The sequence below is a fragment of the Streptomyces sp. NPDC051740 genome (assembly GCF_044453165.1).
In the GTDB taxonomy this organism is placed as follows: Bacteria; Actinomycetota; Actinomycetes; order Streptomycetales; family Streptomycetaceae; genus Streptomyces; species Streptomyces atrovirens.
Genome location: NZ_JBITCL010000026.1, coordinates 54,284 through 76,266 on the forward strand (window position 1 = coordinate 54,284; position 21,983 = coordinate 76,266).

General features: G+C 72.4%; 18 protein-coding genes and 1 tRNA gene. 6 read left to right on the forward strand and 13 right to left on the reverse strand.

Going from position 1 to position 21,983, the window contains the following annotated elements:
- Window positions 1-345: 345 nt before the first annotated feature.
- Entirely contained in the window at window positions 346-1,494 is a 1,149-nt protein-coding gene (gene hppD, locus ACIA6T_RS31075; protein WP_399449843.1) for a 4-hydroxyphenylpyruvate dioxygenase, read from the reverse strand.
- 122 nt (window positions 1,495-1,616) lie between these two features.
- Between hppD and ACIA6T_RS31080 the strand changes: the two genes are divergently transcribed.
- The 5 genes from ACIA6T_RS31080 to ACIA6T_RS31100 are packed head-to-tail and all read left to right on the forward strand — an operon-like array spanning window position 1,617 to window position 5,863.
- The gene (locus ACIA6T_RS31080) at window positions 1,617-2,087 is read left to right on the forward strand and encodes an Lrp/AsnC family transcriptional regulator (RefSeq protein ID WP_399449844.1); all 471 of its coding nucleotides are present in this window, start codon (window positions 1,617-1,619) and stop codon (window positions 2,085-2,087) included.
- Window positions 2,088-2,117: 30 nt separating this feature from the next.
- Window positions 2,118-2,765: an ABC transporter permease gene (locus ACIA6T_RS31085; protein WP_399449845.1), complete on the forward strand. Its 648-nt coding sequence runs from the start codon at window positions 2,118-2,120 to the stop codon at window positions 2,763-2,765.
- On the forward strand, window positions 2,758-4,017 hold the full coding sequence (locus ACIA6T_RS31090; protein WP_399449846.1) for an ABC transporter ATP-binding protein: 1,260 nt from the start codon (window positions 2,758-2,760) through the stop codon (window positions 4,015-4,017). The genes ACIA6T_RS31085 and ACIA6T_RS31090 overlap by 8 nt, the downstream gene beginning before the upstream one ends.
- Window positions 4,014-4,898 (forward strand): ABC transporter permease, encoded by an 885-nt coding sequence (locus ACIA6T_RS31095; RefSeq protein WP_399449847.1) that lies wholly within the window; start codon window positions 4,014-4,016, stop codon window positions 4,896-4,898. Before ACIA6T_RS31090 ends, ACIA6T_RS31095 begins: the two co-directional genes overlap by 4 nt.
- Complete coding sequence (locus ACIA6T_RS31100; protein WP_399449848.1) at window positions 4,895-5,863, forward strand: glycine betaine ABC transporter substrate-binding protein; 969 nt, start codon at window positions 4,895-4,897, stop codon at window positions 5,861-5,863. Before ACIA6T_RS31095 ends, ACIA6T_RS31100 begins: the two co-directional genes overlap by 4 nt.
- On the opposite strand, the gene ACIA6T_RS31105 is transcribed toward ACIA6T_RS31100, so the two are convergent.
- The 6 genes from ACIA6T_RS31105 to ACIA6T_RS31130 all read right to left on the reverse strand — a co-directional run bounded on the left by ACIA6T_RS31105 (window position 5,860) and on the right by ACIA6T_RS31130 (window position 12,024).
- On the reverse strand, window positions 5,860-6,651 hold the full coding sequence (locus ACIA6T_RS31105) for a S16 family serine protease (protein ID WP_399449849.1): 792 nt from the start codon (window positions 6,649-6,651) through the stop codon (window positions 5,860-5,862). The two genes, ACIA6T_RS31100 and ACIA6T_RS31105, sit on opposite strands and share 4 nt — an antisense overlap.
- A gap of 455 nt (window positions 6,652-7,106) precedes the next feature.
- On the reverse strand, window positions 7,107-7,748 hold the full coding sequence (locus tag ACIA6T_RS31110; protein ID WP_073931606.1) for an IclR family transcriptional regulator: 642 nt from the start codon (window positions 7,746-7,748) through the stop codon (window positions 7,107-7,109).
- A gap of 276 nt (window positions 7,749-8,024) precedes the next feature.
- Complete coding sequence (locus tag ACIA6T_RS31115; protein WP_399449850.1) at window positions 8,025-9,824, reverse strand: DEAD/DEAH box helicase; 1,800 nt, start codon at window positions 9,822-9,824, stop codon at window positions 8,025-8,027.
- Between the two features lie 113 nt (window positions 9,825-9,937).
- Entirely contained in the window at window positions 9,938-10,333 is a 396-nt protein-coding gene (locus tag ACIA6T_RS31120; protein ID WP_399449851.1) for a type II toxin-antitoxin system death-on-curing family toxin, read from the reverse strand.
- The gene (locus ACIA6T_RS31125) at window positions 10,330-10,530 is read right to left on the reverse strand and encodes a CopG family transcriptional regulator (RefSeq protein ID WP_384713122.1); all 201 of its coding nucleotides are present in this window, start codon (window positions 10,528-10,530) and stop codon (window positions 10,330-10,332) included. Before ACIA6T_RS31125 ends, ACIA6T_RS31120 begins: the two co-directional genes overlap by 4 nt.
- Before the next feature lie 36 nt (window positions 10,531-10,566).
- On the reverse strand, window positions 10,567-12,024 hold the full coding sequence (locus ACIA6T_RS31130; RefSeq protein WP_399449852.1) for an MFS transporter: 1,458 nt from the start codon (window positions 12,022-12,024) through the stop codon (window positions 10,567-10,569).
- A 222-nt stretch (window positions 12,025-12,246) separates the two neighbouring features.
- Here ACIA6T_RS31130 and ACIA6T_RS31135 point away from each other — a divergent pair.
- Window positions 12,247-12,321 (forward strand) — tRNA-Cys (locus ACIA6T_RS31135).
- A 158-nt stretch (window positions 12,322-12,479) separates the two neighbouring features.
- On the opposite strand, the gene ACIA6T_RS31140 is transcribed toward ACIA6T_RS31135, so the two are convergent.
- The 6 genes from ACIA6T_RS31140 to ACIA6T_RS31165 all read right to left on the reverse strand — a co-directional run bounded on the left by ACIA6T_RS31140 (window position 12,480) and on the right by ACIA6T_RS31165 (window position 21,974).
- Window positions 12,480-13,655 carry an SUKH-4 family immunity protein gene (locus ACIA6T_RS31140; RefSeq protein ID WP_399449853.1) on the reverse strand — a complete coding sequence of 392 codons (1,176 nt, stop codon included), beginning with the start codon at window positions 13,653-13,655 and terminating at the stop codon, window positions 12,480-12,482.
- A 228-nt stretch (window positions 13,656-13,883) separates the two neighbouring features.
- Window positions 13,884-16,202: a xanthine dehydrogenase family protein molybdopterin-binding subunit gene (locus ACIA6T_RS31145; protein WP_399449854.1), complete on the reverse strand. Its 2,319-nt coding sequence runs from the start codon at window positions 16,200-16,202 to the stop codon at window positions 13,884-13,886.
- On the reverse strand, window positions 16,199-18,256 hold the full coding sequence (locus tag ACIA6T_RS31150; RefSeq protein ID WP_399449855.1) for a 2Fe-2S iron-sulfur cluster-binding protein: 2,058 nt from the start codon (window positions 18,254-18,256) through the stop codon (window positions 16,199-16,201). The genes ACIA6T_RS31145 and ACIA6T_RS31150 overlap by 4 nt, the downstream gene beginning before the upstream one ends.
- A complete protein-coding gene (locus tag ACIA6T_RS31155; RefSeq protein WP_399449856.1) occupies window positions 18,253-19,146 on the reverse strand; it encodes an FAD binding domain-containing protein in 894 nt (297 codons plus the stop codon). Before ACIA6T_RS31155 ends, ACIA6T_RS31150 begins: the two co-directional genes overlap by 4 nt.
- A gap of 322 nt (window positions 19,147-19,468) precedes the next feature.
- Entirely contained in the window at window positions 19,469-21,127 is a 1,659-nt protein-coding gene (locus tag ACIA6T_RS31160; RefSeq protein ID WP_399449857.1) for a beta-N-acetylhexosaminidase, read from the reverse strand.
- Between the two features lies 1 nt (window position 21,128).
- Window positions 21,129-21,974: a carbohydrate ABC transporter permease gene (locus tag ACIA6T_RS31165; RefSeq protein ID WP_399449858.1), complete on the reverse strand. Its 846-nt coding sequence runs from the start codon at window positions 21,972-21,974 to the stop codon at window positions 21,129-21,131.
- Window positions 21,975-21,983 lie beyond the last annotated feature (9 nt).

The following is a 21,983-nucleotide window of genomic DNA, read 5'->3' on the forward strand; positions in this document are numbered from 1 at the left end:
GCCCCTCCCCCGGACAGCCGCACCGCAGACCTGCCGCCCCTCCCCCGGACAGCCGCACCGCAGACCTGCCGCCCCTCCCGCGGGCAGTCGTGCCGCAGGGCGGCACGGGTGGGCGGTGGGGGTACCTCCCGCTCGAGCGAAGCCGAGAGTGGGGGAGGCACCCCGTGAGCGCCGGGCTGCGCGACGCCCCCCCGGCAGGCACCCGCACCGTTGCGCTTGCCGGGGGTGGGTTGCTGTGCCGGCGCTTGCCGGGTGCCGCTGCGCCCACCCTCCCCCATCGCCCCAGCGGCACGACTGCCCGCAGCGGCGGCACGTCAGGCGGCGCGGCTGCCCGCAGCTGTGCGGTCACAGGTTGCCGCGCTTCTCCTGCTCTCGTTCGATGGCCTCGAAGAGGGCCTTGAAGTTGCCCTTGCCGAAGCCCATGGAGCCGTGGCGTTCGATGAGTTCGAAGAAGACCGTCGGGCGGTCCTGGACCGGCTTGGTGAAGATCTGGAGCAGGTAGCCGTCCTCGTCCCGGTCGACGAGGATCTTCAGCTCGCGCAGCGTCTCCACCGGCACCCGCGTCTCGCCCGCCCACTCGCCGAGGGTGTCGTAGTACGAGTCGGGAGTGTCCAGGAACCGGACCCCGGACGCGCGCATCTGGCGCACCGTCTGCACGATGTCGTTGGTGTTCAGCGCGATGTGCTGGACACCGGCACCGCCGTAGAACTCCAGGTACTCGTCGATCTGGGACTTCTTCTTGGCGATGGCGGGCTCGTTGATCGGGAACTTGACCTTGAACGTGCCGTCGGCGACCACCTTCGACATCAGCGCGCTGTACTCGGTGGCGATGTCGTCGCCCACGAACTCCTTCATGTTCGTGAAGCCCATGACCTTGTTGTAGAACTCCACCCACTCGTTCATCCGGCCGAGCTCGACGTTGCCGACGCAGTGGTCGATCGCCTGGAAGGAGCGCCGGGCCGGCGGCTCGACGATCGGGTCGGCGGCGACGTACCCGGGCAGGTAGGGGCCGTCGTAGCCGCTCCGCTCGACCAGCGTGTGGCGGGTCCTGCCGTACGTGGCGATCGCCGCGAGGACGACGGTGCCGTGCTCGTCCTTCAGCTCGTACGGCTCGGCGACGGAGCGGGCGCCGTGCTCGACGGCGTACGCGTACGCGGCGCGGGCGTCCGGGACCTCGATGGCGAGGTCGACGACGCCGTCGCCGTGCGCGGCCACGTGGTCGGCGAGGAAGGCGCCCCACTCGGTGGACTGCTTGATCACCGAGGTGAACACGAAGCGGGCCGAGCCGCTCTCCAGGACGTAGGCGGCGGTCTCGCGGCTGCCGTTCTCCGGTCCGGAGTAGGCGACCAGTTTCATGCCGAAGGCGGTGGAGTAGTAGTGCGCCGCCTGCTTGGCGTTGCCCACGGCGAAGACGACCGCGTCCATTCCCTTGACCGGGAAGGGATCGGCCTGCCGGGCGGTCACGTCGGGAGTGTGGTGTGTGGTCTGCGTCATAGGGGCAGCGTGGGCCAGCTCCGCAAGGTGCGCAATAGTTTGCCTTTTCACTGGGCAATGTGTTCAGCCGTACGCGCCCGGCTACGGGCTTTCCGTACAGGATGACCACCGGGGAGGACCGTATGGCGATCGATCATCTGGACGGGCGGATCATCCTGCTGCTGGCGCGGGAGCCGCGCATCGGGGTGCTGGAGATGTCCCGGCGGCTGGGGGTGGCGCGCGGGACCGCGCAGGCCCGTCTGGACCGGCTTCAGTCGAACGGAGTCATCCGCGGATTCGGCCCCGAGGTGGATCCGGCGGCCCTGGGCTACCCGGTCACGGCGTTCGCCACGCTGCAGATCCGGCAGGGTCAAGGAGCCGACGTACGGGCCCACTTGACGACCGTCCCGGAGGTGCTGGAGCTGCACACCACGACCGGCACCGGGGACATGATGTGCCGCCTCGTGGCGCGCTCCAACGCCGATCTCCAGCGGGTGATCGACCGCGTCGTCGGTTTTGATGGCATCGTCCGGGCCTCCACGGCGATCGTCATGGAGAACCCCGTTCCGCTGCGGATCATCCCGCTGGTGGAGCAGGCCGCGCTCGGCGAGTGAACCGACCTGGCCGAGCTGGGGTGAGCAGAGGTGGACTTCTGGGAGTACGTGGGGAGCCGGCATCAGCAGCTGCTCGTCGACGCCTACCAGCACGCCAGTGTCGTCTTCCAGTGCATGGTGGTGGCGACCCTGCTCGGTGTGCTGATCGGGGTGGCCACCTACCGCAGCGAGTGGGCCGGCAATCTCGCCACGACCACCACCGCCACCCTGCTGACCATCCCGGCGCTGGCCATGATCGGTCTGCTGATCCCGGTGGTGGGGCTCGGGGTGCCGCCGACGGTGATCGCGCTGACGCTGTACGGGCTGCTGCCGATCGTGCGGAACGCGATCGTGGGGCTGCGCGGGGTCGACCCGTCGCTGGTGGACGCGGCCAAGGGCATCGGCATGTCGCGCGCGGCGCGGCTGGCCCGGGTGGAGCTGCCGCTGGCCTGGCCGCCGATCCTGACCGGGATCCGGGTCTCCACGCAGATGCTGATGGGCATCGCCGCCATCGCCGCGTACGCCTCCGGTCCCGGCCTCGGCAACCTGATCTTCCGCGGGATCGCCTCGCTGGGCAGCAAGAACGCGCTGAACCAGGTGCTCGCGGGCACCCTGGGGATCATCGTCCTCGCCCTGCTGTTCGACGCCGCGTACGTGCTGATCGGACGGCTGACCATTTCCAGGGGGATCCGTGCCTGACGCTGAGACATCCGGGACGGAGTCCGGGTCGGTCGGGGCGACCATCGAGCTGGAGAACCTGACCAAGCGGTACCCGGGCGGTGCGCTGCCGGCCGTCGACAACGTCAGCATGGACATCAGGGAGGGCGAGACCGTGATCCTCGTCGGCCCGTCCGGCTGCGGGAAGTCCACCCTCCTGAAGATGATCAACCGGCTGATCGAGCCGACGGGCGGCCGGATCCGCATCGGCGGCGAGGACGTCACCGACATGGACCCGGTGCGGCTGCGCCGCACGATCGGGTACGCGATCCAGGCGAGCGGGCTGTTCCCGCACATGACGGTGGCGCAGAACATCGCACTGGTGCCGAGGATGCTGCGCTGGCCCGCGTCCCGGGTGCGGGCGCGGGTGGAGGAGATGCTGGACCTGGTCGGTCTGGACCCCGGCGAGTTCCACGGCCGTTACCCGCGCCAGCTGTCCGGCGGTCAGCAGCAGCGGGTGGGCGTGGCGCGGGCGCTGGCGGCGGACCCGCCGGTGCTGCTGATGGACGAGCCGTTCGGCGCGGTCGACCCGATCACCCGGGACCACCTCCAGGACGAGCTGATCCGGCTCCAGCGGGAGCTGCACAAGACGATCGTCTTCGTCACCCACGACTTCGACGAGGCGATCAAGATCGGCGACCGGATCGCGGTGCTGCGCGAACGCTCCCACATCGCCCAGTTCGACACCCCGGAGGCGATCCTCACCAACCCCGCCGACGACTTCGTGTCGGGGTTCGTCGGCGCCGGGGCCGCACTGAAGCGGCTCAACCTCACCCGGGTGCGGGACGTGGAGATCACCGACTATCCGACGGCGACCGTCGACGACCCGCTCCAGCACGTCTTCGACCGGCTCCGCTCCAGCGGCTTCAACGAGATCCTGCTGCTCGACAAGCGGGGCCGCCCCTACAAGTGGCTCCGGCGCGGCGACATGACGCTCGCCAAGGGGTCGCTGGCCCGCGCGGGCACGCTGGTGCACGACACGGTGACCCGGGACGCGACGCTGCGGGACGCGCTGGAGGCGGTGCTCACCGACAACACGGGGCGGGTCGCGGTCACCGGGCGGCGTGGCGCGTACGAGGGTGTCGTGGACGTGGAGACGCTGATGAACTCCGTGCACGAACTGCTGGAGGCGGACCGCCTCGAGGCGATGGACGCCCAGCACGAGCTCGAGGAGCAGCGGTCCGCGCAGACGCACGCCGACCAGGAGGGTTTCGGCGGGGAGGCGAAGGCGTGAGAGCCCCCGCTTCCGACTCCTCCGGCTCTTCCGGGCGGCGGCCCGAGGGCGAGCACGACGTACGGGGGCACGCGTTCCGGGACGAGGGCGGCGGGCCGTCCGACGAGGCGGAGGCCCCTCCCCCGCCCCCGGCCGTGAAGCCGCCCCGGGTGACCTGGCGGAAGCTGACGTTCCTGCCGGTGGTGCTGATCGCCGTCCTGCTCGCGACCTGGCTCTGGTTCGAGCAGGCCGACCTCGACGCGCTCACCCGGAACGCCCTGTCGAACGGGCAGGTGACCAAGGCGCTGTGGCAGCACATCCAGCTCACCGTGATCTCGACGTTCTTCGTGCTGATCATCGCGATCCCGCTGGGCGTCCTGCTGACCCGCCGCATGTTCCGCGGAGCCACCCCGGTGGCGATGGCGCTGGCCAACATGGGCCAGGCGACCCCGGCGATCGGTCTGCTGGCGCTGCTGGTGATCTGGCTGGGCATCGGCCGCAGGGCGGCCCTGATCGGCATCATCGCCTACGCCGTGCTGCCGGTGCTGTCCAACACCATCGCCGGGCTGAGGGCCAACGACCCGACGCTGCTGGAGGCGGCGCGCGGCATCGGCATGTCCCCGCTGGGCGTGCTCACGCGGGTGGAGCTGCCGCTGGCCGTCCCGCTCATCCTGGCGGGTGTGCGGACGGCGCTCGTGCTGAACGTCGGCACGGCGACGCTGGCCACCTTCGGCGGCGGAGGAGGACTCGGCGTACTGATCACCACCGGGATCACCAGCCAGCGGATGCCGGTGCTGGTGGTGGGCTCGGTCCTCACCGTCGTCCTCGCGCTGCTGGTGGACTGGCTGGCCTCCCTGGCGGAGCTGCTGCTGCGGCCGCGGGGTCTGGAGGCGGGCTCATGAGCCGACGTCTCCGTCTGTTCCTGGCCGGGGCGCTGCTCGCGGTGGCCTCGGGCTGCGGGCTGACCAGCGGCTCCCCCATGGTCGACGACGTGGAACCGGGCTCGATCGGCAAGGGCAGGCCGCTGGAGGGCGCGGAACTCACCGTCACGTCGAAGGAGTTCACCGAGCAGCTCATCCTCGGCGCGATCATGGGCATCGCCTTCCAGGCGGCCGGCGCGGAGGTCGTCGACCGGACCGGCATCCAGGGCTCGGTCGGCTCGCGGGAGGCGGTCGTCAACGGCGAGGCGGACGCCGGGTTCGAGTACACGGGCACGGCGTGGATCACGTACCAGGGCAACAGCAGGCCGATCCCCGATCCGCGCGAGCAGTGGGAGGCGGTGCGGGACGCGGACGTGAGGAACGGGGTGACCTGGCTGGCGCCGTCGGAGCTGAACAACACCTACGCCCTCGCCATGAACCAGGCCAACTACGAGAAGTACCGTACGCGGACCCTCTCCGAGGTGGCGGAGCTGGCGAAGTCCGATCCGGGTGCGGTGACGCTGTGCGTGGAGGGCGAGTTCGCCAACCGCGCGGACGGGCTGCCTGGCATGGAGAAGGCGTACGGCATGAACATCCCGGCGCGCGACGTCACGCAGATGGACACCGGGATCATCTACACCCAGACGGCCGAGGGAGCCTGCACGTACGGCGAGGTCTTCACCACCGACGGGCGGATCAAGTCCATGAACCTGGTGGTGATGGAGGACGACAGGAAGTTCTTCCCCAACTACAACGCGGCGCCGACGGTCAACTCCGGCACGTTCGAGAAGTGGCCGGCCATCGCCGACGTCCTCGCCCCGGTGACGGCGAAGCTGGACAACACCGTGGCGCAGGACCTCAACGCGAAGGTGGACGTCGACGGGGAGGACCCGCACCAGGTGGCGCTGGACTGGATGGTGGAGGAGGGGTTCGTCAAGGAGGGCTAGCAGGCGGGGACCCCGCCGGTGCCCTTCTCCAGGGCGATCAGGGCGTCCACGGCGCTCTTGAGGGTGGTGACCGGGATCAGGCGCAGGCCCTCGGGGAGTTCCGCCTGCGCGTCGGAGCACTCGTCCTTCGGGACCAGGAAGACGGTGGCGCCGTCCCGCTCGGCCGCCTGCGTCTTCAGGGGTACGCCGCCGACCGCGCCGACGGTGCCGTCCGCGTCGATCGTGCCCGTACCGGCGATGACCCGGCCGCCGGTGAGGTCGCCGCCGCTGCCGTCGCCGTTCAGCTTGTCGACGATGCCGAGGGAGAACAGCAGGCCGGCACTGGGGCCGCCGACGTCGGCGAGCTCCAGGGTGACCTCGATGCCGTCGTCCTCGCGGTTCAGGTGGTTCAGGGCGGCCTGGGTGGCCTCGTCCTGGGACTCCTTCATCTGCTCGCGGTTGTACTGCTCGATCTCCTTGACGCTGTCGCCGCTGGGGTAGACGGAGTCGCGGGGCATGACCGCCCGGTCGGTGCCGAACCAGCTGTCGACGACGTCCGGGAGGTCGACGCGGGTGTCCGGGGAGGTCGCCTCGATGGTGGTCATCCGCAGCTGCCCGCTGGTCTCCCGTACGGGGGCGCCGGTGATCGTGATGACCTGGGTGCCCTTGTTCTCGCCGAGCACGTCCGCGGTCATGCCGGGCTGTGCGACGGAGAAGGGGAGCGGGGCGAACGCGGCTGTGGCCAGCAGCGCGACGACGGGGGCGGCCAGGGCGGCGAGGGCTTGGGGACGCGTGAGGCGGGAGAACACGAAGTCAATCTAACGTGCCGCGGCCGCGGGCAGTCGTGCCGCCTGGACCTACGCGGCCGCGGGCAGTCGTGCCGCCTGGACCTACGCAGCCGCGGGCAGTCGTGCCGCCTGGACCTACGCAGCCGCGGGCAGTCGTGCCGCTTGGACCTACGCAGCCGCGGGCAGTCGTGCCGCTGGGGCGGCACGGGTGGGCGCAGCGGCACCCGGCCAGCGCCGGTGAGTGAATCGCCCCCGGCCTGCACCGGTCAGCGGCGTCGGCGCGGGACGGGGGGAGTCGCGCAGCCCGGCGCTGACGGGGTGCCGTCGCGCCCACCCGTGCCGCCCTGCGGCACGCCTGCCCGCAGTGGGCGGAGGCGCGGGCACGCGGCGCGGCAGGCGAGGGGCGCGGGCACGCGGCGCGGCAGGCGAGGGGCGCGGGCACGCGGCGCGGGGTGCGAGGGGCGCGGGACAGGGGTTCAGCGCAAGGCCTCCGCGACCTCCCTGGCCGCGTCCATCACCCGCGTGCCGACCCGTTCCGGGACGACCTCCGCCAGCATCACCACGCCCACGCTGCCCTCGACCCCCGTCACCCCCAGCAGCGGCGCGGCCGCCCCGCACGCGCCCGCCTCCAGCTCCCCGTGCGTCAGCGTGTACCCCGGCTCGTCCGCCGCCCGCTGCCGGGCGGCGAGGATCGCCTTGCCCGCGGCCCCCCGGTCCAGCGGATGCCGGAAGCCGGCCCGGTACGCCACGTGGTAGTCCGTCCACGACGGCTCCACCACGGCCACCGCCAGCGCCTCCGCGCCGTCGACCAGCGTCAGGTGCGCGGTCGCGCCGATGTCCTCCGCCAGTGACCGCAGGGCCGGCATCGCCGCCTCCCGCACCAGCGGGTGCACCTGTCGGCCCAGCCTCAGCACACCCAGCCCGACCCGGGCCCGTCCGCCCAGATCACGGCGTACGAGAGCGTGCTGCTCCAGCGTGGCGAGCAACCGGTAGACAACAGTCCGGTTCACGCCCAGTTTGTGGGAAAGCTCGGTGACGGTCAGCCCATGGTCCGTATCGGCCAGCAGCTTGAGGACACGCAGTCCCCTGTCGAGCGTCTGAGAGGTCTCCGCGGTCACGACGCCCACTCCTTAGTGGTGAGGTCGACGGCCCCCTCGCGGCAGATGCGTCACCGAGTCCCGTCGGTCACGCGCTTCAGAGGCCGCCGATCGGCCGGCGGCCCGGTCCTGACCCGGGCACAGTCGCTTCACGGCTGCGCTCCGCGGCGGCGCTGCCACGGGGCGTGTGCGTAGCGGGACAGTAGCGAGCCGGTTCGGTCAGCGGAAGGCTCCGTCCAGAATCCGGGCACTCTCACAGGGAAGTGGTGTCGTTTGTCCTCATACGTACACACGCTGTCACCGCATGCGCGTGGCCCACTCCTGCACCTTTTCGATCCGCTGGCGCAGCTGTCCCGCCGTGGCCTCCGCCGAGGGCGGGCCGCCGCAGGTCCGGCGCAGCTCGGTGTGGATCACGCCGTGCGGTTTGCCGCTCTGGTGGACGTACGCGCCGACGAGGTTGTTGAGCCGCTTGCGCAGCTCCATCATCTCCTTGTGGGAGACCACGGGCCGCCGCTCGGCGGGCAGTTCGACCAGGTCGGCCTCGCTGTCCGGCTTCTTGCGGCTGTGCGCGATCTGCCGGGCCTGCCGCTTCTGGAGCAGCAGCTGCACCTGGTCGGGTTCGAGGAGTCCGGGGATGCCGAGGTAGTCCTGCTCCTCCTCGCTGCCGGGGTGGGCCTGCATGCCGAACTCGGCGCCGTTGTACATCACCCGGTCGAAGACGGCGTCGGACTCCAGCGCCTCGAAAGGCAGCATGTCCTGCTCGCCGGTGTCCTCGTCCTGCTCCCGGTTCGCCTCCTCCATCTCCTTCTCGGACTCGGCGTACGGGTCCTCCTCGCCCTCCTTCTTGGGCTTGTCGAGGACGTGGTCGCGCTCGCGCTCCATCTCGTTGGCGAAGCCGAGCAGGTCCGGGATGGTCGGCAGGAAGACGGACGCGGTCTCGCCGCGCCGCCGGGACCGTACGAAACGGCCGACGGCCTGGGCGAAGAACAGCGGGGTGGAGATGGTGGTGGCGTACACGCCGACCGCGAGGCGCGGGACGTCGACGCCCTCGGACACCATGCGGACGGCGACCATCCAGCGGTCGGTACCGCTGCTGAACGTGTCGATGTTCTTCGACGCGCCGGTGTCGTCGGACAGGACGACGGTGGCCTTGCTGCCGGTGATCTCGCGGATCAGCTTGGCGTACGCCCGCGCGGAGTCCTGGTCGGCGGCGATGACGAGGGCGCCGGCGTCCGGGATGGCCTTGCGGACCTCGGTGAGCCGCTGGTCGGCGGCGCGCAGCACGGCCGGCATCCACTCGCCGCGCGGGTCCAGCGCGGTGCGCCAGGCCTGGCTGACGGCGTCCTTGGTCATGGGCTCGCCGAGGCGGGCGGCGATCTCGTCGCCCGCCTTGGTGCGCCAGCGCATGTTGCCGCTGTACGACATGAAGATGACCGGACGGACGACGTTGTCGGCGAGGGCGGAGCCGTACCCGTAGGTGTAGTCGGCGGACGAGCGCCGGATACCGTCGTCGCCCTCCTCGTACGTCACGAAGGGGATGGGGTTGGTGTCGGAGCGGAACGGCGTACCGGTGAGCGCGAGCCGCCGCGTGGCCGGCTCGAACGCCTCCAGGCAGGCCTCGCCCCAGGACTTGGAGTCACCGGCGTGGTGGATCTCGTCGAGGATGACCAGGGTCTTGCGCTGCTCGACGCGGTTGCGGTGCAGCATGGGGCGCACGCCGACACCGGCGTACGTCACGGCGACGCCGTCGTACTCCTTGCCGAGCGGGCCCGCGCTGTACTCCGGGTCGAGCTTGATGCCTATCCGCGCGGCGGCCTCGGCCCACTGCTTCTTCAGGTGCTCGGTGGGCGCGACGACGGTCACCTGCTGCACCACGTGGTGGTGCAGCAGCCAGGACGCCAGCGTCAGCGCGAACGTCGTCTTGCCGGCGCCGGGCGTGGCGACCGCCAGGAAGTCCCGGGGCTGCGTCTGGATGTACTTCTCCATCGCCCCCTGCTGCCATGCGCGCAGCTTGCCGGCGGTACCCCAGGGGGCACGTCCGGGAAAGGCCGGGGACAGGTGGTGCGAGTGGGACGCGGAGCTGGCGGTGGTAGTCACGATCTCCGAGGGGGTGGTTCGGGCGGCGCATCTGCGTATGACAACCGGGCCACCCTACCGATGGCCCGGAGCTGTCGACGCCGGTACGGGGCCGAGACCGCCCGGGATGGGACTCAGGTCACATCGCCCTGCTCAGCCAAGTCCCTCAGCGCTTCGGAGATGGCCTTGACCTCATCCATGCTGCCGGTCGCCACGGCGATGACCAGGCGCTCGGCCGCGTCGATGTCGGGGCGCAACCGCACCTCGTTCATGGCCAGGAAAACAACGCAGGACACCCAGGCCGTCCGCTTGTTCCCGTCGACGAAGGGGTGGTTGATGACCAGGGACTGCAGGAGTGCCGCAGCCTTGTCGAACAGGTCGGCGTATGCCTCCTGTCCGAACATGGAGGCCGAAGGACGATGCACGGCGGACTCCAGCAAACCCGCATCACGCACGACGACAACCTGGTCGTCGACGGCGTCCTCGGCGATGACCAGGACGTCCTCGGCCTGAAGGTAGACGTACGTCACTTCAGCCGCTCCAGCAGTTCGGCCCACTTGGCGGTCTGCTCCTTGGCGGCCTTGCGCACCAGCGCCTGGTGCGCGGTCCGCGCCAGATAGTCGTCCACGGCCCGCAGCAGTATCGCGTGCATACTGACACCCTCCTCGTCGGCGCGCAGCTTGAGAGCTTCCGTCTGGTCGTCGCGGAGACGCAGGTTCATAGCCATACCAAAACGGTACCACCCCATGACATCAAAGTGGTACTACTCAACCGCTCTCACCCGCATAGCCACCCACACCCCCGCCAGCGCCACCGCCGCCATCGGCAGGAACACCGCCGCGAAGGCGGCCGGGTGGGAGCCGGTGGCCTCCGTCGCCGCGTGACTGACCGTGCCGCCGCCCAGGGCCGCGAAGGCGGCACCGCCCGCGGCCAGCAGGAGGACGTTGGAGAGGCCGTCGGAGATCTGGAGGGCGGCGGAGTTGGTGCCGGCCTCCTCGGGGGCGGAGAGCTGGAGCAGCAGGACGCTGGTGGAGGAGATCACCAGGCCCATGCCGAAGCAGCCGAAGGCCCAGGCGACCGCGACCGTCCAGGCCGGTACGGCCTCGATCAGCACACTGGGGGCCGCCGCGATCGCCGCCGCCACCAGCACCATGCCGAGGGCCATCAGGCGTTCCCGGTACGGCTCCAGGCGGGGCCGGGACTGGAACCAGGAGCCCAGCGCCCAGGTTCCGCCGCCCGCCGCGAGGGAGAAGCCGGCCAGGGTCGGGCTGAGGCCGCGCTGGGTGACCAGCATCAGCGGGACGAAGGACTCCGCCGCGATGAAGGAGCCGGCGGCGACCCCGCGCAGGAGGACGACCGAGGGCAGTCCGCGCGCCGCGCGGTAGGTGCCGCGCGGGAGCAGGCCGAGCACGGCCGGGACCAGCAGGGCGACGCCCAGCGCGCCCGGCAGCAGCGACACCCGGCGCAGGTCCTGGGCGGCGTACTGGAGCAGGCCCGCGCCGAGGGAGATCGCCAGGGCCAGGCGGATGCGGCGGCCGTCGAAGGAGGCCGGTGCGTCCGTGTCCCCGTTCACCGGGCCGGACGCCAGGCGTCGTATCTGCGGCAGCGCGAGCGCCAGCGGGAACACCACGAGCACCGGGATGCCGAGGAACACCCAGCGCCAGCCGATGTGCTCCGTCACCGCGCCGGAGGCCAGCGGGCCGACGATCGACGGCACCACCCAGCTCGCCGCGAACGCCGCCATGATCGCCGGCCGCAGCCGCTCCGGGTAGGCCCGTCCGACGATGACGTACAGCGCGACGATCACCAGTCCGCCGCCGAGTCCCTGCACGGCCCGCCCCAGGATGAACAGCCACATCGCCCCGGCCGTCCCGGCGAGCAGCAGCCCGGCCGCGAAGGAGACGATGCCCCAGGCCAGCGGCGCGAGCGGACCCCGCCGGTCGGACCACTGGCCGGACAGCACCATGCCGAACAGGCTGGTCGTGAAGTACCCCGAGAACGCGAACGCGTACAGCGGCACCCCGTCCAGCTCCCGCGCCGCCACCGGCATCGCCGTGCCCACCGCCGTCGCCTCGAAGGCGATCAGCAGCACCACGGAGACGATGCCGATGCTCAGCGCCCGGTAGGGGCCGCTCAGCACGGTCTCGTCGGGGGCGGCGGCCGGGGAGGGGGCGGCGGCGGGCTCGGTGACATCGGTGTCACGCGGGTTCGGGGCGGTCATGACCGCCAGAGTAAGGGCCACGGCCCGGTTTGACCCCTGTCGGGGGTCGGGACCGGCACCGGGACCTTGGTCGTAGGACCGGGCCCACCCGTTCATGAACGGCGTGTGGCAGTCGTATTGCGGCCCCCGGCATGTCCTTGAACGCCGTCTCCGGCCCGCCGTACGGTCGTCACACCGGTTCGGAACGGCGAGGCATCGCACGGCGCTTCGCCCCCCCGACACGGCCGTGTGCCCGAGTGGCCCAGGGACTCGCCTGCAAAGCGAGGTACGCGGGTTCGATTCCCGCCACGGCCTCCACATGGGGCGGGGTGCTCTCCAGCGCACCCCGCCCGCTTCGTCAGCGCCCCGAAGGGGCGCGGGGCTGTGTCAATATGCGGCTCCGCCGCGCGGGCGCGACCCGTCACGACGGCGCCGCAGCCGACCAACAAACCCAACAACCGCACCCCAGCGGAGCGCTAAAGCACGCCCCCCGCCTCGTCCTGGAACAGCTCCGTCCAGTAGTGCCAGTCCGCGTCGGTGGTGGTGCCCGTCGGGTCGATGGAGGACAGGACCTGGATCATCGTCAGCGCCAGCTGGTCGTAGGTGTCGGTGGTCAGCGCGTGGCCCGACGCCTCGTCGATGGCGTGCTCGCGGTGGAGCAGCCAGAGGGTGAAGGCGAGGGTGGAGACGTCCGTGTTCAGCGGGTGGAGGACGCCTTCCGGTTCGCTCCAGTTGAGCACCGCGCCCGTGGTGCCGTCGACGACCAGGCTGTTGTCCTCGATCAGGTACCCCAGGCGTATCAGGTGCTCGGCGCGGGCGGGGAGATGGGCGTCGGGGAGTTCGCGTTCGTCGGTGTAGTACTCCGCGAGGGTGCGCAGCGGCAGGTCGGTGTCCAGCTGGAAGAGGAAGCCGTCCTCCGGCAGGCCCGTCTCGCGCAGGAAGCGGCGGGTCGGCTCGTGCGTGAGCGTCGCGGGGAAGTCGACCTCCTCGAAGCGGACCACTCCGCCCCGGCCGAACTCGTCGTCCAGCAGGCGGAGGGGGAGGTCCAGGGCGAGGCCCGAGGCCGTGCCGGGGCCCGCCGCCAGGGCCAGCGGCCTGATCAGCGCGGCCATCTTCCAGAACGGCGCCGGCTCGCCGTCCGTGCCCTCCTCGAAGACCGCCAGCAGCTGCCGGGAGGCCTCCGCGACCGCCTTGGTGCCGTACCGGCCCGCGTAGGCGGCGAACTGGCCGCGCAGGCCCGCCAGTTCGTCCGTCGCCGCCGCGAACCGCACCAGCGTCGGCAGGGACGGGGCGAGCGGGCGGCGGTCCATCAGGTCGGGGCGGTCGTGGAAGAAGAACGTCGTGGACACCTCGCCGGTCGCCCCGTCGAGCAGCACCGACTCCGTCTCCAGACCGGCCGGGCCCAGCAGTCCGCCGATGACCAGCTGGTCCCGCAGCTCCGCGGAGAGCCGGTCGCCGGGGCCGTCCGTCGAGTCGCCCACCGTGCGCGGGCCGCCGGGCCGCGCCAGCTCCGCGAAGCCGAACAAGCCGCTGCCGGCGGGCAGTCCGGGACCGGTCAGCCAGTCGCGCGTGGACGCGTGCGTGATGAAGGGATCGAGGTCGGCGCCGGTGAGTGTGATCGCCGTCGCGACAACGGTGTCGGTCGTGCTCATGATTCCCCCGCGATACGTGTGCTCGGTCCCGGGCCCGCGAACGTCCCGCCCCGGGCAGGACGGCCCTGACCCTTCCGGACCCGTCAGCCGTCCCCCACTGCTCGGAACACTACGCGGCACCACTGACAACGCCCCGGACCGAGGGCGGCGAACGCGACGCCCCCATCACACAGGACGCCTGAGCGACCGTTCGCGTTGCCTCCCCGCGGGAACCATCCGGAACGACGCTCAGCCCCCGGTCGTCACCACCGCGGCCTGCGGCCGGATCGGCAGCCGGTTCACCGGGCGGCCCGTGGCGGCCCGTACGGCGGAGGCGATCGCCGCCGGCGAGGTCACCACCGGCACCGCGCTGACCGCCTTCGCGCCGAACGGCGCGACCACGTCCCGCTCCTCGACCAGCTTCACGATGTGGATGTCCGGCGCGTCCAGCGCCGTCGGCAGGGCGTACCCGGTCAGGTCGGGGTGGCGGACCAGCCCGCGCGGCGTGCGCAGGTTCTCGGTGAGCGCGGCGCCCAGGCCCTGGGTCACGCCCGCCTCGATCCGGGCGGCCAGCTGCGCCGGGTTCAGCACCCGGCCCACGTCCTGGGCGACCGCCAGCTCCACGACCCGTACCGAGCCGAGCTCGATGTCGACGTCGACCACCGCGCGGATCGCGCAGAAGGACATGCCGACGAAGGCGTCACCCTGGCCGGAGGCGTCCAGCGGCTCCGTCGGGTGCGGGCGGCACTGGGCGGTGGCCCACAGCTCCTTGCCCTCCATCGCCTCGGTGACGGTCGTGGACAGCACCCCGTCGTACGAGGTGATCTTGCCGTCGGTGATCTGGAGCAGCTCGGTGGACATGCCGAACTGGTGCGCGAGGGGCTGGAGGAGCTGGGTGCGGACCATCTTCGCCGCGCGCTCCACCGCGCCGCCCGACACCCACGTGTGCCGGCCCCGGCAGCCGGGGCCGGCCGGGGGCTGGTCGGTGTCGACGGGCACCACGTGCACCTCGTCGATGCCGAGGGTCTCCTGGACGATCTGCCGGGCCAGCGTCGAGAAGCCCTGGCCGCTCTCCACGGCCGCGCACAGCACCGTCGCCACGCCGCCCTGGACCCGCACGGTGGCCGTGGACACCTCGTCCGCGCCCTCCGCGCCGAGCATGTGCACCATGCCCAGGCCGTAGCCCACGCCCCGGCGCACCGCGCCCGGCTCGCCCGCGCCCTCGGGGCCGCCGGGCAGCAGCCACTCGTCCTCGGGGGTGTCCTTGGGCAGCGGCGGCAGCGGGAAGTCCCGTACCGCCTCCAGGAGTTCCGCGACCGGGGCCGGACAGGTCACCGTCTGGCCGGTGGGCAGCACGTCGCCGGTGGCCATCACGTTGCGCAGGCGCAGCTCCGCCGGGTCGACGCCGAGCTTCTTGGCCAGCTTGTCCATCTGCGCCTCGTAGGCGGCGCACACCTGCATGGCGCCCTCGCCGCGCACATGGCCGGAGGGGGGGTTGTTGGTGCGTACGGCCCAGCCCTCGATGAAGGCGTTGGGCACGACGTACGGGCCGCAGGCGAAGGCGACGGCGGCGGCGAGGGCCTCGGAGGAGGTGTCGGCGTAGGCGCCCGCGTCGAGCAGGATCTGCGCCTCGACCTTCACCAGCCTGCCCTCGGCGTCGGCGTGGTGGCGGTAGCGCAGCAGCGTGGGGTGGCGGTGGGTGTGGCCGAGGAAGGACTCCTCGCGCGTGGCGGCGAGTTTCACCGGGAAGCCGGTCTTCAGCGCCAGCAGGCCGAGCGGGAGCTGGAAGCTGCGGTCCTCGCGGTCGGCGGTGGCGCCGGGCACCCCGGTGACGACGACCTTCACCCGATCGGGTGCCAGGCCGAACGCGGCGGCGGCGGTGTCCCGGTCGCCGTGCGGGTCGGTGGAGGCCAGGTACAGCTCCACGCCGCCGTCCGGGCGGGGCACGGCGAGACCGGCCTCGGCGCCGATGGGGGCGGGGTCCTGGCGGCCGATGCGGTACAGGCCCTCGACGACGACGTCGCCGGCCGCGTCGGGGTCGCCGTGGCGCAGCGGGATGTGCCGGATCAGGTTGCCGTCGGGGTGCAGCGGTTCGGCCTCGAACGCCTGCTCGGGGTCGGTCACCGGGTCGAGCACCTCGTACTCGACGATGACGGCGGCGGCGGCCATCCGCGCGGTGTCGGGGTGGTCGGCGGCGACGGCCGCGATGGGCTCGCCGTGGTGGCGTACGACCTCGGAGGCGAAGACCGGGCGGTCGGCCGTGCCGCGGCCGTGCAGCGGGTCGCCGGGGACGTCCTCGTGCGTGACCACCGCGCGGACGCCGGGCATCTCACGCGCGTGGGTGGTGTCGATGGACACGATGCGCGCGTGCGGGTGCGGTGAGCGCAGCACGGCCGCCCACAGCAGGCCCTCGGCCCACAGGTCGGCGGCGTACGGGAAGGTGCCCTCGGTCTTGGCGCGGGCGTCGGCGGCCGGGAGGGAGACGCCGAGTCCGTGCGGGAGCGGTTCCGGTTCGGGGGCGGCCTCCGCGGCCCGTACGGCCTGCGCGGTGGCTGCTTCGTCGGTCACGCCTGGCCTCCGTCCTCGCCGTACGGCTGGTCATGGGGCTGCTCATCGGGTCCGGGGGTGCCGAACGCGGCGGGGTTGACGCCGCCGGCGCCGGGGCCCGCCTGGTGCGGGATGCGGGGCGGTTCCGCCTCGCCGTCGGAGTCGTCCTCGTCGGACGCGGCGTACGCCTCGCGTTCGGCGACGACCTCCTGGACGGCGTTCACCACGCCCCGGTAGCCGGAGCAGCGGCAGAGGTTGCCGCACAGGGCCTGGCGGGTCTCCAGCTCGGTGGGCGCCGGGTTGCCCTCCAGGAGGTCGTGCACGGTCATCGCCATGCCCGGCACGCAGAAGCCGCACTGCACGGCGCCGCACCGCGCGAGCGCCCGCTGCACGTCCGAGGGCCGGCCGTCCTGCGCCAGGCCCTCGACGGTACGGACCTCGCTGCCGGCCGCGGTGACGGCCGGGACCAGGCAGGACGCCACGAGCCGGCCGTCGACCTGCACGTTGCAGGCCCCGCACTCGCCCTGCGAGCAGCCGTCCTTGGCACCGGCGAGGCCGAGCCGCTCGCGCAGCACGTAGAGCAGCGACTCGCCGATCCAGGCGTCGGTGACGGGCCGGTCGGTGCCGTTGACGCGGAGCACGTAGGAGGCGAGGGGGTGGTCGTCGTGCGGTGCGACCGGCTCGCCCCGGTCGTCGGGAGCGTCCGGGGTGTCCGGAGCGCCGGGTGCCGTGTCGGCGTCCGGGGACTCGGCGTCGGCGGGTCCTGTCGCCGGTTCCGCGTCCGGCGCGGGCTCGGCGGGGGCCGCGGAGGACTCGGCCGGGGTCACGGAGGGCTCCGACAGGCCCTCGGCGGCCTCGGGAGCCCCGTGGGTGTCCGCGGGGGCCTCACCGGCCCCGGAAGCGGGCACCGGGGCGTCCTGGCCGTCGGGGTGCGGATGCTCCCGGAGTCCGGCCGGGGCGCCCTCGGCGGCCTCCGCCCCGGACTGCCACTGCGGCTCCGCGTGCCCCTCGACGGCGAACGGCTGAGGAACACCGGCGTGCCCGGACGGCTGCCGAGGCGCGGGACCGTCGCCCTGGCTGCCGGGCTCGCCGTGGAACTCCGCGGCGTGAGCGGACATGCCCGAGGCCTCCGGCACGGGGCCGGCGTCCGGCCGCCCCTGAGCGGCACCTGCTCCGGGCCGCCCCGGCACGTACTCGGGACCGGCGTCCGGCCGCCCCGGCACGTGCTCGCCGGCCGGCTGCACGGGCGTGCCCTGGGCCGGCGTCCCGCCGTACACGTCCTGACCTGCGGGGGGCTCGTCCCGGTCGCCGGGCTCGGCGTACGGGAGTGGTTCGGCGGCGGGCAGGGGCCGGCCGCCGTACGCGACCGCGCCGGGCGGCTGCTGGGGTGCGGGGCCGTCGGTGCGGGGCCGGGGGGCGGGTTCCCGCGGGTCCGCCGCGGGGGCGTGTTCGGCGCCCTGCGGCTCCTGGTCCTCGTTCTGCGGGACGCCGGGTACGCCGGGTCCCCACGGGTGTCCGATGGCCTCCGCGTGCGCCCAGGGGGCGGGGGCGCCGCCCGGCAGGGTGGCCGGCGGGGTGCCGCCCCACTGCTCGACCAGGGCGGACGCGGTGAACTCGCCCGACTCGTCCGGCAGGTCGCCGTCGGCCACGGGGATCGACCACTGGCCGGTGACGTCGTACCCCGGCGCCGGGTTCTCCGGGACCTGCTCCTCGTAGGTCCACTGCCCGGTCGCACCGGGGTCGTACGTGAACCGGTCCCCCGGTGCCGCACCCGCCTCGGGGGCCTGCGGGTCGTGCCACTGGGCGCCGTCGACGGGCGCGCCGGGTACCCCCCAGGAGCCGGGGGCGGCCGGGTCGGTGCCCGCGGTGATCGCCGGGTCGACCGTGATCTGCGGCGGCACATAGCCGTGGCCGGGCGCGGCGAGCGGGCTCTCCATGGCGTCCAGCAGGGCGTCGATGCCGCCCTCGGGGAGATTCACGAAGGCCGTGGCGCCGTCGTCGTAGTCGCCCTGGGGCAGCGGGTCCCAGCGGCTGCCGCCCGGGGGCGTGCCCTGTCCGTGCTGGTCGTCGGTCACGACAGCGCCCTCCCCAGTGCTCGTCGGGCCAGCGCGGCGACGGTGCGCCGCAGGTGCAGTACCGCGGGCGGAAGCGGTGGGACGGTGCCGTCCTCGCCGGGGGCGGCGTCGGGGATGCAGGCCGCGGCGACGTACTCCCCGAACGCGGTCAGTGCCTCGGGCACGATCGCGCGGTTGTTGTCCCAGTCGATGAGCTGCGCGACCCACTGCTCGGCGTCCAGGGGCCGCAGCGGCATCGGAGCTATGGCGCCCACCGCGCAGCGCACCCCGCGGCGGGCCGGGTCGAGCACCAGGGCGACGGAGGCGACCGCGCGGCCGGGGCCGGTGCGGCCGGTCGCCTTCAGGAAGACCTGGGGTGCGTGCAGCAGCGGCACGCGCACGTAGCCGATGAGTTCACCGGGACGCAACAGGTCCATCCCGGCCAGTAGGTGCGACACCGGGAGTTCGCGGCGGACTCCGCCCGGGCCCGCGATGATCAGCGTCGCCTCCAGCGCGGCCAGCACCGGCAGCGCGTCCCCGGTGGGGGCGGCGGAGGCGATGTTGCCGCCCAGGGTGCCCGCGTTGCGGATGTGCGGCGGTCCGGCCGCGCGCGCGGAGGCGGCGAGCGCCGGGATGAGGGCGGCGAAGTCGGGGCGGCCCATGCGCGCGTGGGTGAGACCGGCGCCGAGCAGCGCGTGTCCGTCCAGGTACTGCCAGCCGCGGATCTCGCTGATCCTGCCGAGGCCGACCAGCGCGGCGGGCCTGAGCTGCCCGGAGTTGACGGCGGCCATCAGGTCGGTGCCGCCCGCGACGGGCACGGCGGCGGGCATCGCCGTGAGGGCCGCCACGGCCTCGTCGAGCGTCGTGGGCAGCGTCACGGCCTGCGCCGCCTGCGGTGCGTGCGTGCTCAAGTCCGGCTGCCCCTTCCCGCTGCCCCACCTGGTCCCACCTGTGCTGCCGTACGGTACGGCCTGACAGGGCGGACGTGGCAACTCTGGCACATCTTGGCAGGTGCCGAGGACGGGGGTCCGCTAGGAGGCATTCGCCCACCTCACCCCGGACGTGGTCGTTTTCGCCCCACATCACCGATGCGCTTCACATCGGCACTCTTCGGTGACTTTCGTACACGTTCCGCATGACCTGTTCGACACGGGACGAACAGATGCGCACACCCCGTTCCGGGTTCCCGGCGCCGGGCGGGCCGCCCCGTGCCGGGAACCCGGAACGGGCGGGCTACCCGTGCGGCGGCGGGCCGTCGATCGGGCGCCCCAGGACTCCCGGGCGCCGCTGCCAGGGCAGCGGTCCGGTGGGCGGCCGGTAGGCGACCCCCAGGGCGTCCAGGCGCCGGTAGTGGGCGGTCATCCGCCGTTCGAAGCCGGCGAAGTCCCGGTCGGCGGGGGCGGGCAGATCGCTCCAGGCGACCTCGGAGAGCGCGGCGAGCCGGGGGAACGTCTGGTAGTCGACACGCCCCTGGTCCTCCATCACCTCGGTCCACACGTTGGCCTGGGTGCCCAGCACCCGCGCGGCCTCCTCGCCCGTCAGCTCCGACGGCACGGGCTCGAACCGGTAGACGTCCTCCAGGGTGCGCACGTACCCGATCGGCACCGGCTCGTCGGGGCCCGCGTCCTGACGGTAGTCCAGGTACACGTACTGCTGGGGGCACATGACCACGTCGTGCCCCGCGCGGGCGGCGGCCACCCCGCCGGAGTAGCCGCGCCAGGACGACACCGCGGCGCCCGGTGCCAGGCCGCCCTCCAGGATCTCGTCCCAGCCGATCAGCCGCCGCCCCCGCGCGGCGAGCCACTTGTCGAAGTGCCCGATGAACCAGGACTGGAGCGCGTCCTCGTCCGGCAGTCCGAGGTTGCCGATCTGTTTCTGCGCGGTGTCCGAGGCGCGCCACTGGTCCTTGAGGCATTCGTCGCCGCCGATGTGCACGAACGGCGAGAACGGGCCGGCGTCCGCGGGGAACAGTTCCAGGACTTCCTCGAGCACTCCTTCGTAGAACCGCAGGGTGTTGTCAGTGGGGGCGAGTACGTTCGGATTGATCCCCCAGGTGTCCCAGACGGTCAGGGAGGCGGTGTCGACGACATCGGAGTTGCCGAGTTCCGGATACGCGGAGACGGCGGCCTGCGAGTGGCCGGGTATGTCGATTTCCGGGACGACGCCGATATGCCGCTCGGCGGCGTAGGCGACGATCTCGCGGATGTCGTCCCGGGTGTAGTGACCGCCGTGCGGTCTGTCGTCCCACAGCGGTGACGCGCGGTGTCCGATTTTCGTCCTGGCACGCCAGGAGCCGATCTCGGTGAGCTTCGGATACCGCTGGATCTCGATGCGCCAGCCCTGGTCGTCCGTCAGGTGGAAGTGGAGGACGTTGAGTTTGTGCGCCGCCATCAGATCGAGATAGCGCAGCACGCCTTCCTTGGGCATGAAGTGCCGGGCCACGTCGAGCATCAGTCCGCGCCAGCGGAAGCGGGGCCTGTCCTGGATCTCGGCTTCCGGCAGCTCCCAGGCGGCGCGCCCGAGGCGCGCCCGCCGGAACGCGTCGGGGCCGAGCAGTTGCCGGAGCGTCTGCGCGCCGGCGAAGGCACCGGCCGGGTCACCGCTCACGATCAGCGCGCGGTGGTCACGGACGGTGATGCGGTAGGCCTCGGGCGGGAGGTGGTGATCGTGCCGCAGCTCGATCGCGTTCTCCGCGGCCCGTCCGGGTGGGCCGGGTTCGCCCTCCCTCAGCGGTAGGCCGGTGGCCGCCTGCAACGTCGTGCGCAGCCAGCGTTCGGCACTGCCCACACCCGGTCCCGCCGTCAGCGTCGTGTCCTCGTCGAGGACGAAGACCCGCTCACCCCACGTGCGCACGCTCAGCGGCGCGGGAATCAGTTCCGTCAGTGAAGTCACATCAGTCCTTTACCGCGCCGCCCAGTCCGGAGACCAGACGTCGCTGTACGAGTACGAAGAAGACCAGTACCGGAATCGTCATCACCGTGGACGCCGCCATGACCCCGCCCCAGTCCGGATCGTCGGGTTTGTAGAAGACCAGCAGCGCCATCGGCAGGGTCGACTGCGAGATGTCGCTGATGATGAACGACTTGGCGAACAGGAAGTCGTTCCAGGTGGAGATGAACGAAAACACGCTGGTGGCCACCAGGCCCGGCAGGACGAGCGGGAAAAGGATCTGCCAGAGAAAGCGGGCGCGGCTCGCCCCGTCGATGTAGGCGGCCTCCTCCAGCGCCTCCGGAACGGCCTTCACGAACCCCCGCAGCATCCAGATCGCGAAGGGCAGGGAGAACGCGATGTGCGGCAGGATCAGCGACCACAGCGTGTTCAACTGTCCGAAGTCCCGCATGACGAAGAACAACGGGATGGTCAGCGCCTCCACGGGCACCATCTGGGCCACCAGAAACATGATCAGCAAGGTGGTCCGCAGCCGGAACCGGAATCGTGTCACGGCGGTCGCGGCGAGAAAGGCGATCAGCGCGGAGGCGATCACCACGGCGAGAGCGACGACGACGCTGTTGAGGAAGTACCGGCCGAATTCCTGCTGTCCGAACACCCGCCGGAACGAGTCCAGCGTGGGCGCGAGCGTCCAGGGCCGCGGCTCGGTCGACTCGATCTCCCCGGCCGGTTTGAAGGCGCTCAGCACCATCCAGTACAGCGGGAAGGCCACCACGGCGGCGGTCAGCAGCGCCGCCGACTCGGCCGCCAGCCGCCCCGGACGCCGTACGAACCGGCGCACAGGATTCACCCGGGGTTT

What these genes read in the sequence shown, in the direction of transcription:
- hppD (WP_399449843.1), bottom strand. Translation starts at nt 1,494, where the DNA reads ATGACGCAGACCACACACCACACTCCCGACGTGACCGCCCGGCAGGCC.
- ACIA6T_RS31080 (WP_399449844.1), top strand. Translation starts at nt 1,617, where the DNA reads ATGGCGATCGATCATCTGGACGGGCGGATCATCCTGCTGCTGGCGCGG.
- ACIA6T_RS31100 (WP_399449848.1), top strand. Translation starts at nt 4,895, where the DNA reads ATGAGCCGACGTCTCCGTCTGTTCCTGGCCGGGGCGCTGCTCGCGGTG.
- ACIA6T_RS31125 (WP_384713122.1), bottom strand. Translation starts at nt 10,530, where the DNA reads ATGGCTATGAACCTGCGTCTCCGCGACGACCAGACGGAAGCTCTCAAG.
- ACIA6T_RS31130 (WP_399449852.1), bottom strand. Translation starts at nt 12,024, where the DNA reads ATGACCGCCCCGAACCCGCGTGACACCGATGTCACCGAGCCCGCCGCC.
- ACIA6T_RS31140 (WP_399449853.1), bottom strand. Translation starts at nt 13,655, where the DNA reads ATGAGCACGACCGACACCGTTGTCGCGACGGCGATCACACTCACCGGC.